This window comes from Corynebacterium casei LMG S-19264, from assembly GCF_000550785.1.
Taxonomy (GTDB): domain Bacteria; phylum Actinomycetota; class Actinomycetes; order Mycobacteriales; family Mycobacteriaceae; genus Corynebacterium; species Corynebacterium casei.
The window spans coordinates 2,534,709-2,549,600 of record NZ_CP004350.1 but is presented as its reverse complement, the minus strand read 5'-3'; the positions used below and the strand labels follow the sequence as shown (position 1 = coordinate 2,549,600).

Annotated in this window: 14 protein-coding genes; 5 read left to right on the top strand and 9 right to left on the bottom strand. The window is 64.7% G+C overall.

What is annotated here, in order from left to right; all coding sequences use genetic code 11:
- Positions 1–254: 254 nt before the first annotated feature.
- Positions 255–1,673 (bottom strand): MFS transporter, encoded by a 1,419-nt coding sequence (locus tag CCASEI_RS11610; protein WP_025388072.1) that lies wholly within the window; start codon positions 1,671–1,673, stop codon positions 255–257.
- A gap of 101 nt (positions 1,674–1,774) precedes the next feature.
- Here CCASEI_RS11610 and CCASEI_RS11605 point away from each other — a divergent pair, with 101 nt between their 5' ends.
- A complete protein-coding gene (locus tag CCASEI_RS11605; protein WP_009885397.1) occupies positions 1,775–2,659 on the top strand; it encodes a helix-turn-helix transcriptional regulator in 885 nt (294 codons plus the stop codon).
- Positions 2,660–2,786: 127 nt separating this feature from the next.
- On the opposite strand, the gene CCASEI_RS11600 is transcribed toward CCASEI_RS11605, so the two are convergent.
- The 6 genes from CCASEI_RS11600 to CCASEI_RS11575 are packed head-to-tail and all read right to left on the bottom strand — an operon-like array spanning position 2,787 to position 8,653.
- Positions 2,787–3,737 (bottom strand): MsnO8 family LLM class oxidoreductase, encoded by a 951-nt coding sequence (locus CCASEI_RS11600; RefSeq protein ID WP_009885398.1) that lies wholly within the window; start codon positions 3,735–3,737, stop codon positions 2,787–2,789.
- On the bottom strand, positions 3,734–4,264 hold the full coding sequence (locus CCASEI_RS11595; RefSeq protein WP_009885399.1) for a hypothetical protein: 531 nt from the start codon (positions 4,262–4,264) through the stop codon (positions 3,734–3,736). The genes CCASEI_RS11600 and CCASEI_RS11595 overlap by 4 nt, the downstream gene beginning before the upstream one ends.
- A complete protein-coding gene (locus tag CCASEI_RS11590) occupies positions 4,261–5,106 on the bottom strand; it encodes an alpha/beta hydrolase (RefSeq protein ID WP_009885400.1) in 846 nt (281 codons plus the stop codon). The genes CCASEI_RS11595 and CCASEI_RS11590 overlap by 4 nt, the downstream gene beginning before the upstream one ends.
- Positions 5,103–5,885 carry an SDR family NAD(P)-dependent oxidoreductase gene (locus CCASEI_RS11585; protein ID WP_009885401.1) on the bottom strand — a complete coding sequence of 261 codons (783 nt, stop codon included), beginning with the start codon at positions 5,883–5,885 and terminating at the stop codon, positions 5,103–5,105. The genes CCASEI_RS11590 and CCASEI_RS11585 overlap by 4 nt, the downstream gene beginning before the upstream one ends.
- A gap of 15 nt (positions 5,886–5,900) precedes the next feature.
- Complete coding sequence (locus CCASEI_RS11580; protein ID WP_009885402.1) at positions 5,901–7,133, bottom strand: acyltransferase family protein; 1,233 nt, start codon at positions 7,131–7,133, stop codon at positions 5,901–5,903.
- A 14-nt stretch (positions 7,134–7,147) separates the two neighbouring features.
- Positions 7,148–8,653, bottom strand: a complete 1,506-nt coding sequence (locus CCASEI_RS11575; RefSeq protein ID WP_196776659.1) for an FAD-dependent oxidoreductase — start codon at positions 8,651–8,653, stop codon at positions 7,148–7,150.
- 22 nt (positions 8,654–8,675) lie between these two features.
- Here CCASEI_RS11575 and CCASEI_RS15335 point away from each other — a divergent pair, with 22 nt between their 5' ends.
- Both CCASEI_RS15335 and CCASEI_RS15330 read left to right on the top strand, forming a co-directional pair.
- On the top strand, positions 8,676–8,873 hold the full coding sequence (locus tag CCASEI_RS15335) for a hypothetical protein (protein WP_196776658.1): 198 nt from the start codon (positions 8,676–8,678) through the stop codon (positions 8,871–8,873).
- A 495-nt stretch (positions 8,874–9,368) separates the two neighbouring features.
- Entirely contained in the window at positions 9,369–9,764 is a 396-nt protein-coding gene (locus tag CCASEI_RS15330) for a transposase (RefSeq protein ID WP_009885404.1), read from the top strand.
- Here the strand turns inward: CCASEI_RS15330 and CCASEI_RS11570 are convergent.
- Complete coding sequence (locus CCASEI_RS11570; protein ID WP_025388069.1) at positions 9,681–10,727, bottom strand: IS110 family RNA-guided transposase; 1,047 nt, start codon at positions 10,725–10,727, stop codon at positions 9,681–9,683. The genes CCASEI_RS15330 and CCASEI_RS11570 overlap by 84 nt on opposite strands.
- Before the next feature lie 272 nt (positions 10,728–10,999).
- Between CCASEI_RS11570 and CCASEI_RS15295 the strand changes: the two genes are divergently transcribed.
- On the top strand, positions 11,000–11,485 hold the full coding sequence (locus tag CCASEI_RS15295) for a hypothetical protein (RefSeq protein WP_009885406.1): 486 nt from the start codon (positions 11,000–11,002) through the stop codon (positions 11,483–11,485).
- 545 nt (positions 11,486–12,030) lie between these two features.
- Entirely contained in the window at positions 12,031–13,437 is a 1,407-nt protein-coding gene (ltrA, locus tag CCASEI_RS11560; RefSeq protein ID WP_025388068.1) for a group II intron reverse transcriptase/maturase, read from the top strand.
- A 21-nt stretch (positions 13,438–13,458) separates the two neighbouring features.
- Here ltrA and CCASEI_RS11555 read toward each other — a convergent pair whose 3' ends face one another.
- On the bottom strand, positions 13,459–14,733 hold the full coding sequence (locus tag CCASEI_RS11555; protein ID WP_009882371.1) for an IS256-like element ISBli2 family transposase: 1,275 nt from the start codon (positions 14,731–14,733) through the stop codon (positions 13,459–13,461).
- Positions 14,734–14,892: the final 159 nt, after the last annotated feature.

Here is a 14,892-nt window from a genome sequence, read left to right as displayed (position 1 = left end):
ATGACAGAGGCCACGGCGTCGCCTCGTGCACGCAGAATCGCGTGATACCCAGGGAGACCAGGTCAGCAACCCGGCCAGCACGGTACGCAAGCGGACGCAACGAAGCCGGGGTGGGAGCTCTCCGTGTTGGAGGGCTCCCACCCCGGCTTCGTTCGTTCCTTCCTCGGCCTGCGGGCCACTGCTTCTCACGGTGGCCCGCAGGCCGTGCGCAGATGGGATGGACCCGTGGTGACGGTCCGGTGGTGCTTGGAGGCTCAGACGCGTGCGGGCTTGGGCAGCCGGAGCACGATCGCGATGAGCACGGCCGATGCCAGGGCGATGATGCCGTTGACGCCCATGGCCAGCTGCAGGCCAGGCAGCATGCCGGCGGCGAGCTGGCTGGCCAGGATTGCCGACATCACCGGGGTGCCCAGCGTGATGCCGACCTGCTGGCTCATGGTGACCAGGCCGGTGGCCAGGCCCTGCTGGTGCGAGGGCACCGCGGCCGTCGAGGTGACGGTGTAGCCGACGATGGCGACCAGGTTCGCGACGCCGCCGATGAAGGACAGGATTGCGACCGGCACCACCCAGATGCTGGACTCGGTGGCGAAGAACAGTGGCACCGTCATCACGCCCTGGACGACGAGACCGATGATGATCGCCGTCTTGGAGCTGGTGCGGCCGATGATCTTGGGGGCGATGAGACCGCCGAGCACGGTACCGATGCCGAGCACGCCCAGGACCACTCCGGTGCTGATCGCGCCCAGGCCGAGGATTTCCTGCAGGTAGAGCGTGAGTAGGAACACGAGAGACGTGAACGTGCCGAAGGCCAGGAGCCCGGTGATGTTGCCCCACGCGACGTTTCCGCGACGCAGCATCGACAGCTCGACCAGCGGTTCCGCGACCTTACGCTCGATGGCCCAGAAGACCACGAACAGGATCGCGGCGGCCAGGATCGGACCCCAGGCGCCGGGGTGGGACCAGTCGGCGTGGCCGGCGGTGTCGATGCCGAAGACCAGGGCGACCAGGGCGAGGGTGACCGTGATGGCGCCGGGCACGTCGAGCTTGGGTCGGTTACCGGTCGGCTTCTCGCGCAGCACGAACGGAGCAACGAGGATCACGGCGACGGCGACGACGACGTTGATGAAGAACGCCCAGCGCCAGGACACCGCGCCGGTGAGCAGGCCGCCGAGCACGGCCCCGGCGGTGAAGCCTGCAGCCATGAGCGCGCCGTTGAGGCCGAGTACGCGGCTACGGGCCGGTCCTTCGGGGAAGGTCGTGGTCATCAGGGACAGTGCGGCAGGAGTGACCATCGCGGTCGCGATGCCCTGGCCGACGCGAGCGATGATGAGCAGGGTCGGGTCCTGGGCGAGGCCACCGGCCAGGGAGGCGACGCCGAGGAGCACGATGCCGATGAGGAAGAGCTTCTTCCGCCCGAACAGGTCGGCGACGCGGCCGAAGAGCAGTGTGAAACCAGCCGCGCACAATGCGAAGGAGGTCACGATCCATTGCAGGCTCTCGGTGGGGAACCCGAGTTCGCGGCCGATGTGCGGCAGCGCGACATTCAGGATGGAGAAATCCACCGCGAGGGTGAAGTTCGCCGTCAACAACACCGCGAGGGCCAAACGCTGAAGGGCAGTAAGCCGAGTTTGACCGCGGTCTATTTCTTCTGGTGCTTCGGTTTTTGTGGACATGCTCCCATATTGGAAGCCGGTCAAAGGCGTAGCCAGATCCCTGAGTTGCCTATCACTCACAGGGGTAGGCTAGGAACTCGCAGGCACGGCACAATGGAAGCATGGAGGACTACACAACAGTGACCCGCGCCACAGCCGCCTACGAGGCCCGCGCCGACGACCTCGGCGAATTCCTGCGCTCGCGCAGGGATCGGCTCAGCCCCGAAGACGTCGGCGTCCCCTCCTACGGGCGCCGCCGCGTGGCGGGCCTGCGGCGTGAGGAACTCGCCCAGCTCGCCGGTGTCTCCGTGACCTACTACACCCGACTTGAGCAGGGTCAGTCTCAGAATGCCTCCGACTCGGTCATCGAGTCTCTGGCTCGCGCTCTGCGCCTGGATGCCGATGAGACCGCGCACCTGTTCGCCCTGGCCCGGCCGGGGATGGTCAAACGGCCTGCCGTGGACCGGCCCGAACGGCCCAACGCCGGTGCCCGTCAGCTCCTCCACGCGATGGAATCGGTGCCCGCTGTCCTCCTGGGTCGTCGCAACGACATCCTCGCGTGGAACCGTGCCGGGCATCTCCTCCTGGCCGGGCACCTCGACTTCGAAGCTCCCACTCGCGAGGACGACCGTCCCAACCAGATGCGGATGCTTTTCCTCGACCCGCACACCCGCGAGCTCTACCGCGACTGGGAGGCTGAGGCCACCGTCGCGGTCGCCTCGCTGCGGTATGTCGCCGCCCAGTTCCCCGACGATCGGCGTCTGCACGAGCTCGTCGGCGAACTCAACGTCGGTAGTGAAGACTTCGCGCGCCTGTGGGTCCAGCACACGGTCCAGCTGTGCACCAGCGGCACTAAGCGGCTGCACCACCCTGAGGTCGGCGACCTCGACGTCGACTACGAGGTGCTGCACCTGCCTGAGGGCGACGGGCAGCGCATTCTCACCCACTCTGCAACGCCGGGCAGCAGCGCCCGCTCCGCTCTTCAGCTGCTCCTCAACTCCGCCTGAGTCCTGCCTCTCCCTGCGCGCTCGCTGCGGCATCGTGTGATCGCCGAGCGTTGCCCAGCGGACACGACAGAACTGCCCCGAAGTCTGATTTGGACTCCGGGGCAGTTTCGCGTTCGGTGGGCCGTGTCTATGCCACGCCCACTGCCGCTTGGTCGAACGCGTCCGCCAACAGGGTGTACGAGGCGTCACGGTCTGCCGGATCGCTAGTCAATGTGTTGACCATGATCTCGCTGGCCCGATGCTGCTCGGCAAGCGCGAGGAGCTGGTCGCGCACATGCTCCGGGGTGCCGTGGATGAAGCCGTTTTCCCGGGTGACTGCGCGCGCCCGTTCTTCATCGCTCCATTCCTTGTCGCGTTCTGCGTGTTCGAGACTCGGGATCGGGCTGTCGTAGTTGAGGTCCTTGCGAGCTCGCCACAGGGCGGCCGCTGCCGCCAGTCGCTGCGCCTTCTCGGCGGTATCCGCTGTCACGGCACGCACCGCGATAACGGCGAACCCCGGCTTCTTCCCGACCTCGTCCCAGTAGGCGCGCATGCCTCGAGGCGTGGATGACGGGCTGAGGAAGTGCCCCTGCACGTACCCGGCCCCCAGGCTCGCAGCGAGAGGAGCAGAGGTTCCGCCGGCGCCGAGCACCCACACCCGGTGCTCGGGCTCTGTGACGGTCTGCGGCATCCCCTCAGGGAGTCGACTCAGCAGGGTCTCGACCTTGTGGGGGAAGTCATTCGTGTGCAGCGCAGCGCGGCCGATACCGATATCGACACGATCGCCATGGACCCGCTGGAGCAGCCCCATCGTCTCGGCGACTTTCTGAGGCGTGTACAGCGGGAGCAGGATCCCACCGGTGCCCACCCGGATCCGCGTGGTGCGTTCGAGGGCCAGGGCAGTCATGGTCTCCGGGGCTGGGCTGGCGAAGGACATCGAGTGGTGGTGCTCGGCGTACCAGATCCGCCGGTACCCCTCGCGTTCGGCCCGTTCGGCCAGGCGCAGGCTTTCCTGCAGCGCCTCGGTGCGGTCGAGATGGTCGGTGATGGGTGACTGGTCGAGGACCGACAGCGTCACGGGTGTGGTGGAGCCAGTCATGAGGCGATCAGCTCCCCGGTCCGGTTCTGCGCGGTGGCCGGCACGATGCGCCAGTTCCCGCCGACCTGGAACACGAGATCCTCGATGTCGCTGCCGGCGATCGATCGCAGCACGGGAACCAGTTCCCAGGCGTGATCGGCGGTGGCGACGTTCAGGGGCCATTGGGCCACGGTCGCCCCGCGTAGGTGCGGGTGGTGGAATCCGGCGCCGTAGATGGCGATGATGCTGATCGGGACGAGGCCTGCGGCTTTCTGCTCCGGCCAGCTCAGCAGCCAGGAGGCCAGGAGCCCGCCATGGGCATCGCGGTGCAGGCCAGTGAAGTCGATCTGTCCGGTGTCGAGCAGGAGGTAGGAGTTGAACTCCTCCAGCACCTGCCGGGCTGGGGTGTCGAGGAGTTCGACGGCGCGCTGGAACGCGGCCTCCTTGCCTTGGCGGGTGACCTCGCCGAAGTGGTCCCCGTCGCGCAGATCGGCGAAGTGGCGGACGAGGGCCTCCAGCGGTGCAGGGGTCGTGGTCGCGGTGGTCATGATGATGCTTCCTTTCGCTGTGTGTATTCTCGGGGGAAATCTGTGAGTGCCGCGGCGAGTGCGCCGATGACGGCGCTGGCCGGGCGGAGGACGTCGCCGTGCCCGATCCCGGGCAGGACACGATGGTCGACGGGCACTCCGTCGGCGCGAAGCTGCTCGGCGTAGGCGGCGACGTCGTCACGGACGGGGTCGTGGTCACCGACGACGAGCACGGCCGGGGCCACCTCAGCAAGCGAGTCGGCCTCGCGCGGGGAGAGCAGGAGTCGAGTCCCGTCGGAGGCCACCGCCGAAGCCTGCGGCGTACCGTGCCAGGACCGCCAGGCTGTCCTTAGCAGCCCGGGCGGCGGGAATGAACCGGGGTCGGCATGGTAGGAGACGGCGCGGCACTCGGGATCGATTGGCGGGTAAGCCAGGATCTGCGCCTGCAGGCTCTCGCCCCGGTCGCGGGCGGCGATCGCCGCGACAGCGGCGAGGGTGCCTCCGGCGCTGTCGCCGCCGACGATGATCGAACTGTCCGGGCTGGTCTCGCGCACCCAGCCGATGGCGGTGAGCATGTCGAGCACGGCCGCGGGGTGCCGATGCGTCGGCGCGAGCCGGTAGTCGAGTGAGAGCACGTTCCGGCCTGACAGGCTCGCGAGCAGACCGGTGGCGTGCTGCCAGTCGGCGGCCGACCCTTGGTGCCAGGACCCGCCGTGGGCCCAGATGATCCACCCGGCAGCCCCGTTCTCGGTCTGCCGGTGCATGGTCGCCGGTAGCGCTGGTCCGTCTTTGCTGGCAGGCACGGTGACCCGAGTTGGGCTGATCGTCGCGCGTAGGCGATCCTGCGTGAGGGGGGTGGTCATATCTGGCGCAGAGCTCCACCGTCGATCGACCACTCCGCTCCGGTGACCTGGGCTGCCCGCGCCGAGAGCAGATAGGTCACCGGCCCGGCGATGTCCGTGGGTGCGCCGATGCGTCCAGTGGGCAGGCGCCGCTCCTTCTGGATGAAGTGCTCGATGGCCTCCTCTGGGGGAAGCTCGAACCTCTCCGCGAGCTGCTCAGCGAACCCTCTCGGGGCATCGAAGAGAGCTGTGCGGGTGGGGCCGGGTGAGATCACGTTCGAGCGCACCCTCCCGCCGTAGTCGATGGCCAGGGACTTCGACACCGAGAGCAGAGCCGCTTTCGCTGCCGCGTAGTCGGCGATCGTGGGATCCGGCATCCGCGCGGCTTCGCTGGCGATGTGCACGATCGATCCGCCACCCTCCGCTGCGGCCAGCAACGGTAGCGCGGCCCTGATGAGTCGAATCCCGGCGTGGAGGTTCAGCTCGAAGATCCGGTGCCACTGCTCGTCGTCGATGTCGGCGAACGAAGGCTGGGAAATGAGGATGGCCGCATTGTTGACCAGCCCGTCCAAACGCCCATGGCGTGCCCGGACAGCTTCCACAGCTTCAGTGGCAGCGTGGGGGTCGGTCAGATCGGTCTTGAACAGCTCCGCCCCCTTGGGCAGGGCCACGTCGGTGGTGCCGCGGGCGAGGACGACCACGTGCGCGCCCTCCCGGGTGAGCAGTTCGGTGGTGGCCAGGCCGATGCCGCTGGTGCCTCCGGTGACGATGACGACGTTGCCGGTGAGGTTGAGGTCCATGATGTGTCTCCTTCTTCAGACTCGGGAATCAGCGGTGGCCACCGCGGCCGGTTCGGCGACGGCGGGGGCAGCAGTGGGCGCTGTCGGTTGGACGGCGACTCGCGGGAGGGCGGGCTTGCGGCGGGGCCGGGCGAAGCGGTCCATCATCGGTTTCTCCACGAGCGCGTAGAGCGCCCAGCCGGCCAGCAAGGTCAGGGCGAGGAACCCGGCGATGAACAACAGCGCGACCGAGGTGGAGAAGGTGGCGTTGTCCATCATCTGGCGGACCCAGAAGATCGAGACGCCTTGGACGAGGTAGAAGCCGAAGGAGGTGTCGCCGAGCCATTGCATCGGCTTGGACTGGAGGAAGCTCTTGCGTCCGGTCGCGTCGTAGGAGGCGGCGGTAGCGATGAGCACGGTCACCGGGATGATGGTGGCGACGTTGAAGGTCCACACGAAGGGCACCACGTTTGCCAGCGCATATCCCGCGACGGCCAGGAGCAGGGCGTGCCACATGCGGAAGGCGGGCCACCGCTTCTCCAGGACCAGGCGGGCGACGATCGATCCCAACAGGAACTCGAACAGGCGCGAGGGCGGGAAGATGTAGCCGAACCAGAACTGGAACGAGGACACCGGGGTCAACGCCGACTTCGGGGTGTCGGGGATGAGGGTGAGGTTGATGATCTGGATGGCGATCATGCCCACGACCATGAGCCCCGCCCACGCCCACAGGCGGTTACCCGGGAGCTTGCGGATGAGGACGATGAAGAACGGGAAGAGCATGTAGAACAGCAGCTCGCTGCTCAGCGTCCACGACGGCGGGTTGACGGCCACGTTAACGGCCCCGTCCGGGGAGTAGGCGTGGAGGAGGAAGAAGTTAAGCACCGAGGCGTGTGCCGGGGTGATCGCGGCGGCGAACAGCACCATCGACAGCACCCACATGACGATGTGGTTCGGGAAGATCTTCATCACCCGGCGACGCCAGAACGCGGTGAGCTTCTCATCGGGCTTCGCCGCCCACGCCAGGAGGAACCCGGAGAGGACGAAGAAGAACGACACTCCCACGTACCCGGTGACCAGGAAGATCTGCTCGGCCACGCGCGCGACCTCGGGGTCGGCGAACAGGTTGATCGGGTCGTTCGGCGGGATCGGTGAGGAGGAGAGGGTGATGTGGAATCCGAACACCAGCAGGGCGGCGAAGAATCGCAGCCCGGTCAGGGACGGCAGCTTCGGTGGTCGCGTCGTCGTCGCGGGGACAGGAGTGGTCATGTCAGGCACCCTTCTTAGGCGGGAAGTTCCACGCCGAGGCTGTGGGTGAAGAAGTTCGTCGGATCCCAGGACTTCTTCGCCCGCTGCAGGCGGGGATAGTTGCCCTGGTAATAGAGCTCGGACCAGGCCACGCCAGAGCGGTTGCGCTTCGGGTCGGCCATGTCGGTGTCCGGGTAGTTGATGTAGCAGCCATCGACTTGCCCGTCGGGCACCGGGACGCCACCGGAGGAGGCGAACATGGCCTCGAAGGTCTCGCGCGCCCAGCCGAGATAGAAGTCATGATCTGCTTTGTCCGGCCAGAACGTCTGCAGGCAGATCTTGAAGATCGAGTCGCGCTGCACGTTCGCCGTCGCATCCTTCTTCACCGCGTTGACCGCGCCGCCGAAGGAGAAGACCACCATCATGGTGTCCGGGTTGGTGAAGTCCTCCCGGGTCATCTGCTCCCACATCACGTCGAGCTGGGCGTCGGTGAACCGCTTCTTGAAGTACGCGGACTTGTGCGCGCCCCGGCTGGTGGGGTTGGTGATCGTCGGGTTGTCCGTGCCCACCATGCGAGTTGCCTGCATCCAGGAGATCTCCCGGGTCTGGTGGAAGTCAGGCAGGGCCGGCAGCTCCCCGTTAGGCTTGGTCATCGCCGAAGTCTCGATGTCCACGCCGTCGGTGATGCGGGCGATGAACCGCTCGAGGACGCCGGTCGCATCGGGCGCGTCGGCGTCGATCTGGGTGAACATGCCCAGGCTGCCATGGGCCTTGTGGTTGAGGTTGAATAGGCTCGACAGGTGCGATTCCGGGGTGCCGGGGTCCTTGAACTCCTCGTGCCAGGCACCCCAGTTGTCCATGAGCTTGCGGAACTTAGTCTCGTCGACCTGGTCCCACGGGAACGCGAGCGCATTGACAAGCACACGAGAGGGTGCCTCGATCAGCTGGCCGGCCGGCTCGGAGCCCTTCGCGTGCGGGGAACGGAACCAGTACTTCGTGACGACGCCGAAGTTGCCACCGCCTCCACCGGTGTGCGCCCACCACAGATCGCCGAGCGCCCCGCGGGAGCCGCGGGTGGCGACCTGGATGGACGCCTTCCCGTCCGCGTCGACGGTGACGACTTCCACCGCATACAGGTGGTCGACGACCAGGCCGTGCGCCCGCGACAGGAGGCCATATCCGCCGCCGACGATGTGCCCGCCAGCACCGACGCTGTAGCAGATGCCACCGGGGATCGTCACGCCCCAGCGTTTGAACAACTGCTCGTACACGTTCGAGAGGCGCGCACCCGGTTCGACCGCGAAGGCCCGCTTCTTCTCGTCGTAAGACACCCCGACCATCGTCGACACGTCGAGAATGACTTCGATGTCAGAGTTGCAGACGAAATCGGCGAAGCAGTGCCCTCCACTGCGAACGGATACCTTCTTCCCGGCATCGACCGCTGACTGCACCGCCTTCTTGGCGTCCTTGGCACTGTTGATCATGTGCACGTAGTCAGGCTTCGCTACGAAGCGCACATTGTTTCCCGTCCTGAGGTCCAAGTAACGCGGATCCTTGGGGCCAATGACACCGCCACCACTGGGTAGGGCGCTGGAGACGCTGGCATCGGCGAAACTGGGCGCGGCGTTGAAGGGCATCATCGCCCCGGCGGCAGCTGCTCCCGCCGAGCCCAGCAGAAATGAGCGCCGTCCGACGCGGCCTTTCGACGGTGGCGTTTCAATCGTGGTGGTGTTCATTATCGGTTTCTCTTCATTGGTGTAGGCAGCACAAATCCGCACTTGCCTTGCGGCAGATCTGGTGACTGGCAGACGGGACAGTGGAACAACTGGGAATGAACCCATCGAATCACCGCTGGAGGAGGCCAACCACACCCTGCGAGTGACAGGCTCCCCAGTGACAGGCTTGCGTGACGGCTTCCCGAGGCACTGGACTGTCGGCTACCGTCGTCGTGCATCCGCGCTTCAGGCTCGTGGTGTTCAACCCGCCCTGCCTTGACTAGTCCAGTCACCAACGTGCGACTGGCTTGACGCGAACCCCTGAACAGGCGGAAGGATCGCCCCGAGACGGTAGTTGGCGAGGGCCGCGATTGATTCTCTATTCGGCGCCCCGCCAGACGTCGGAACAATGCCGCTGTAGCAAGAGCCGTGCCAGGAGCCGCTCCGGCGACGGCTTCCGTGTACCGCGGTAGGGACTGATGCAGGGTTTGGTGACATCTGATCTGGCTTGTACACAGGCAAGCCTGGAAGGATAGACACCATGCCCCAGCCCTACCCGAAAGAGTTCCGCGATGACGTCGTCCGCGTGGCCTTGAACCGCGACGAGAAGACCACGATCGGACAGATCGCCAAGGACTTCGGCGTCCACGAAGGCACCATCGCGAAATGGCTCCGCCAGGCCGAGATCGATGCTGGTAACAAGCTCGGCAATACCACCGACGAATCCGCTGAACTGCGGGAGCTGCGGCGGCGGACTCGCCTATTGGAGCAAGAGAACGAAGTCCTGCGCCGCGCGGCTGCGTATCTGTCGCAGGCGAATCTGCCGTCAAAAGGACGCTTCTATGCCTCCGTGTCAAGCCATCCGGGTCCGAAGCTCCCGAAAGAGAGAACGGCAGACGTATCGCTTGAGGCACCTTCGGATCTCGCGCTTGGATAGCCCTTCCGCGCGCCGGCGTTCAACATACTTGCAGGTGGCAGGGTCGTAGCTCATCCGCGAGCGAACGACGACGTCGACGGCCCGGTTGAGTTGCCGGTCGCCCGAGCGGGAGAGCCGGTGGCGACTGGTGTTGCCCGAGGAAGCCGGCAACGGGGCAATGCCCCCGAGCGCGGCGAAAGCCGCTTCCGAGCGCACCCGTCCGTGGTGTGAGTACGACGCCACCAAGATCGCTCCTGTGACCGCGCCGACCCCCGGGATGCCCTGGAGGCCCGGGGCGAGAGCCTCGGTCAGCGCCGACAGCGCCTGGTGGTTCTGCTGGAGTGACCGGGTCTGCTCGATGATCGCCTTGGCCAGCCTTCGTGCCTCCTCACGGAAGATTCGATGTGATGGCTCATCTCGCCCGGTCCGCCAGGCCGCGATGGTGGAGATCTGCGCGTCGGTGAGCGGTTTGCGCGCATCGACTCCGACGTCGGTGGTGCGCAGCAGTGCCGTGAGCGCGTTCTTGTTGGCCGTGCGCTGCTGATCGGTCAGTGACCGGCTCGCCAGCAGCACGCGGAGCGCCGCGCGGTCACCAGAGCGGCGTGGATGAGCGAGCTTCTCAACGTCGGTGCAGAGCGCCGTTCGAGCGGCTGCTTCTGCATCCAGGGGGTCTGACTTGCCTGTTCGTGCTCGGGAACGGCGGTAGAGAGCTCGGATCTCGGCGACCTCGATCCCCTCGGTCAGAAGGGCGGTGGTGATGCCGGCACCGTACGAGGAAGTACCCTCCACGGCAGCGAGCACCGCCGTTCCGCGAGTCCTTCGTCGAATCCAGGAGACCGCACGCTGCATCCCGGGGGCAGTAGTCGGGAACGCTCGCGTATCGACCGTCGATCCCGTTCGAGAGTCGATGATGCAATACGTGTGGGTACGCGCGTGGGTATCGATCCCTACGACGTGCTCGTAGCGTTCAGTAACGGTGGCCATGGTGAGTTCCTCCAGTCGTCAGCACATCAGTGGGCTGGCCCGGGTCGCTCAGAGTCACATCTGTAATGAGTCACGCCCCTGGGGACGGACAGGCTTCTGATCAAGGCATCTGCGCGGAGAGACCGAGCCGAGGCTCGGACGAGGACACGTCCTTTTGAAGACATCGCGAACTGTTCACGAGTCGGTTCTACCCGGAGTCACTCGGCCGAGCTACGGCTCAGCATCCCAGCCGGCCGCAGGCCCGCCAGAGGCCATTACAGCTCTACCCGCTCGTGAGAGAGCTCGCCGTCGACGGTATTCCCGTGGCGGTGTCGTGCCGGGTCTTGAAGCTCTCGCGCCAGCCCTACTACCGGTGGTTGGCCACACCGGTCCCTGAAGCCGATATCGTCGAAGCGTACCGGGCCAACGCCCTGTTCGACGCCCACTGCGACGATCCCGAGTTCGGATACCGATACCTCGCCGATGAAGCAGAGTCGGCCGGCCATCCCATGGCAGTGCGCACCGCGTGGCGGTTGTGTTCGACCAACTCCTGGTTCTCAGCCTTCGGCAAGGGCCGGGGTAAGAATGGAAAGAAGCCCGGTCCACCCGTCCACGACGACCTGTGTGCCGTGGTCGACGAGGACGGTCGGACCCGGCACAAGTTCACAGCCGATGGCGTGAACCGGCTCTGGTTGACCGACATTGTGCGCCACGAGGCGCTGTTGAACCGAGTGGAGGTGAGAGACCACCACCGCCTGGCTGTCGCAGCAGCCAGGTGAAGTTGAGGGCAGCCTGAACTCCGGGATGGGAGCGAGGGCGGGAAGCAGCCCTGACAACGCCGAGACGATTCCAGTACTGCCAGATGGGTCGGGCTCGGCTAACACGACGGAGAGGTACACGCATAGGAACCAGTGTCCGAACGCTCCTCAAGTCAGACCACCGACTCGAAATCTGGTGGATCGGGGTCGGGTTGCATCGCAGACCGAGGCTGGTGTGCCAGTCGAGGGAACTTCCGGATCGGAGAATGTCGCCGGTCCGGGAGGCCATAGTGAAAGCCTGCGGCGTAGCTATGGCGAGGATGCAGGAGTAAAGCTGGGTACCGATCCCGTCAATCGGTTGAATAGTGAACGTGGGAACCCCGCCGCTGGTCCCTGCTGACCACGGATTCCATGCGTGGTCGGCAGGGAAGGTCCGTCGCCGACTGATACCAGTGGTGTGGGGGCGGAGAGTCCGTAGTAGTCCGAGGTCGGGAAAACCGACCACATGGCGAAGGAACTCAGTGCCGATTCCGCAATGAAAGTAGGGATGAAAAGGAGGGACACCGGTGAATACGGGTGTGTCGGGGCCAGTCGATATTACTTCGGCATGGCATCGAGTACTTACGATCCAGACGAAATTGCACCAATGGGCGCGCACCGATCCGGGGCGTGTCTTCGATGATGTGTTCAACCTTGTCCACGATCCGGCCTTCCTCGTAGCAGGGTGGGATCGAGTGCGGGGTAACAAGGGCGGTCGGACTGCTGGAGTCGATGGGGTCGCACCCCGGTCCCTGCTTCATGGTCAGGCCGTTGAGGTGCTCACTATGATTCGCCGCCAGGTGAAGACTGGTGAGTTCCGACCCTTGCCGGTGCGTGAGCGCAGGATCCCGAAGTCGAATGGGAAGACTCGTTCGTTGGGGATTCCAACGCTGGCCGACAGAGTGGTGCAGGCGTCGCTGAAGTTGGTGCTGGAACCGATCTTCGAGGCGGACTTCTATCCGTCCTCGTATGGGTTTCGGCCGCGTCGGCGTGCGCAGGACGCGATTGCTGAGATTCATAAGTTCACGTCGAGGCCTTTGAATTATGAGTGGGTCTTCGAGGCTGATATCACTGCGTGTTTCGACGAGATCGATCACACTGGTCTGATTCAGCGTTTGCGTGAACGAATCACGGACAAAAGGGTCCTGGCTCTGGTCAGAAGGTTCCTCAAGGCAGGCATCCTCAGCGAGGATGGTGTCAATAGGAACACTCACACCGGCACCCCGCAAGGAGGGATACTTTCACCACTTCTGGCCAATATCGCCTTGTCTGGGCTTGATGATCACTTCCAAAAGAAGTGGGAGTCGCTGGGTCCGAGCTGGACGCGAGCGAAACTGCGCCGTAGGGGCATCCCGGTGATGAAGCTGATCCGGTACGCGGATGACTTCGTTGTCCTTGTCCACGGTTCGGTCGAGCACGTGGAGGCACTGTGGCACGAGGTGGCTGAAGTGCTCGCGCCGATGGGTTTGCGCCTATCGGTGGAGAAAACGAAAGTGACTCACATTGATGAGGGGTTCGACTTCTTGGGCTGGCGCATCCAGCGTCGGATGAAGAGGGGAACCAGCGGTCAGGCTCAGGTGTATACGTATCCGTCGAAGAAGTCTCTGGCTTCGATCAAGGAGCGTATTCGCGGTCTGACTCGCAGAGCGCAACATCGGACGCTGGCCGATCTTCTCCGCCGGGTGAACCCGGTGTTGAGAGGGTGGTGTGCGTATTTCCAGCATGGGGTGTCGAAAGCGACATTCAGTTACGTTGACCATTACGCGTTCTGGCGGATCGTCAATTGGTTGAATAAGCGTCACCCCAAGCTGAATAAGCATACTGTGGTGCGTCGTTTCCTCCCTGGATGGGAGATACGGACGGAAGGAGTCGAGTTCTTCCGGTCAAGTCCCTTTTCGTGGTGTTCTTCGGTAGTTCCTTTAACTTGGTATTAAGCAGCGGGGTCGGGCTACGAATCACGCGGTCAGCGGCATCACCACCCCGACCGGGTCGACCTCGGTCTGCCCATGCAACACCGTCACGAGTTTGCGCATCGAGATCTCCGACAAATAGCGTCTCTCACCGTACTGCCATTCCTCGTGCTGTTCCTGCAACACGGCCCCGATCAACCGAGTCACCGACTCCCGGTTCGGAAAGATCTGAACGACATCAGCACGGCGTTTGATCTCCCTGTTCAACCGCTCGATCGGGTTATTCGACCAGATCTTCTGCCAATGCTGCCTGGGCATGGACACGAACGCCGTCAAATCGACCTCGGCGGACTCGAGCATGTCGGCGATGTCGGGAAACGACGCCCGCAGACTCTCAGCGACTTGCTTGTACTGGGCAATGACGGCCTCGGCTGTGGTCTGGGCGAAGATCGTTGAGATCAACGCGTTGACCGGCTTCGAGTGCGCACTGCCAAGGCGCTGAGTGACGTTACGAGCGAAGTGGACTCGACACCGCTGCCACCCAGCACCGGGCAGGATCGCTTTGACCGCGGCCTTGATCCCCGAATGAGCATCAGAGATCACCAGCGCGACCCCTTCGGGATCAGTCTCGGTGCTCACCTTCAACCCCCGCTCACGCAGCCCACGCAGGACCTGTGTCCAGAAGTCCGTGGACTCGGCATCTCCGACACTCATGGTCAGGATCTCCCGCCTGCCCTGTGATGAGACACCCGTGACCACAGCCACGGCCTGAGACACGACACGACCCCGGTGGCGGACATCGACATAGGTGGCGTCGACGAAGAGGTAGGGAAACCACGTGTGATCGAGTCGACGGGCCAGGAACTCGGCCACTGCCTCGTCGATGTCGGCACAGATCCGCGACACCGTCGACCGAGAGATCCCGGACTCGTTGCCCAAAGCACGCACAAGGTCATCGACCTTCCTCGTCGAGACTCCGTCGATCCAGGCCTGGCAGATGACGGCGTAGAGGGCCTTATCGACCCGCCGACGGGGATTGAGCAGGGACGGGAAGAACGAGCCTTTCCGTAGCTTCGGGATCGCCAGGTCGACTTCTCCCGAGGGAGTTGCCAGGGTCTTCTTCCGCGACCCGTTACGGCGTGTTGAACGGTCTTCGCTGCGTTCGTAGCGGGCGGCACCGATCGTGGCGGTGGCTTCGGCTTCGATGAGGTCCTGGAGGCCAGCTTGGAGCATTTGCCTAAACACGTCGGAGTGGGCGAGGTCAGGGTCGGTCAGGACTTGGTTGATCAGGGTCGACACGGCAGAATTGGGGTCAGCCATCGTGGGATGCCTTTCGTGAGGTTCTTGGCGGAACTACTAGCGGGATCCCACGATGGTTCTTCACATTTTTGGGGGTGAAGTCCCTGGTGGGAATGCCACCACTCTATGGGACTCACCCGTTCTTCCGGGCCTGTCGGGTTCCAGTGACTCGCTATCGGT

What these genes read in the sequence shown, in the direction of transcription:
- CCASEI_RS11590 (WP_009885400.1), bottom strand. Translation starts at nt 5,106, where the DNA reads ATGACCACCCCCCTCACGCAGGATCGCCTACGCGCGACGATCAGCCCA.
- CCASEI_RS11570 (WP_025388069.1), bottom strand. Translation starts at nt 10,727, where the DNA reads ATGGCCACCGTTACTGAACGCTACGAGCACGTCGTAGGGATCGATACC.
- CCASEI_RS11605 (WP_009885397.1), top strand. Translation starts at nt 1,775, where the DNA reads ATGGAGGACTACACAACAGTGACCCGCGCCACAGCCGCCTACGAGGCC.
- CCASEI_RS15335 (WP_196776658.1), top strand. Translation starts at nt 8,676, where the DNA reads ATGACACCGCCACCACTGGGTAGGGCGCTGGAGACGCTGGCATCGGCG.
- CCASEI_RS11585 (WP_009885401.1), bottom strand. Translation starts at nt 5,885, where the DNA reads ATGGACCTCAACCTCACCGGCAACGTCGTCATCGTCACCGGAGGCACC.
- CCASEI_RS11600 (WP_009885398.1), bottom strand. Translation starts at nt 3,737, where the DNA reads ATGACTGGCTCCACCACACCCGTGACGCTGTCGGTCCTCGACCAGTCA.
- CCASEI_RS15330 (WP_009885404.1), top strand. Translation starts at nt 9,369, where the DNA reads ATGCCCCAGCCCTACCCGAAAGAGTTCCGCGATGACGTCGTCCGCGTG.
- CCASEI_RS11580 (WP_009885402.1), bottom strand. Translation starts at nt 7,133, where the DNA reads ATGACCACTCCTGTCCCCGCGACGACGACGCGACCACCGAAGCTGCCG.
- CCASEI_RS11555 (WP_009882371.1), bottom strand. Translation starts at nt 14,733, where the DNA reads ATGGCTGACCCCAATTCTGCCGTGTCGACCCTGATCAACCAAGTCCTG.
- CCASEI_RS11595 (WP_009885399.1), bottom strand. Translation starts at nt 4,264, where the DNA reads ATGACCACCGCGACCACGACCCCTGCACCGCTGGAGGCCCTCGTCCGC.
- CCASEI_RS11610 (WP_025388072.1), bottom strand. Translation starts at nt 1,673, where the DNA reads ATGTCCACAAAAACCGAAGCACCAGAAGAAATAGACCGCGGTCAAACT.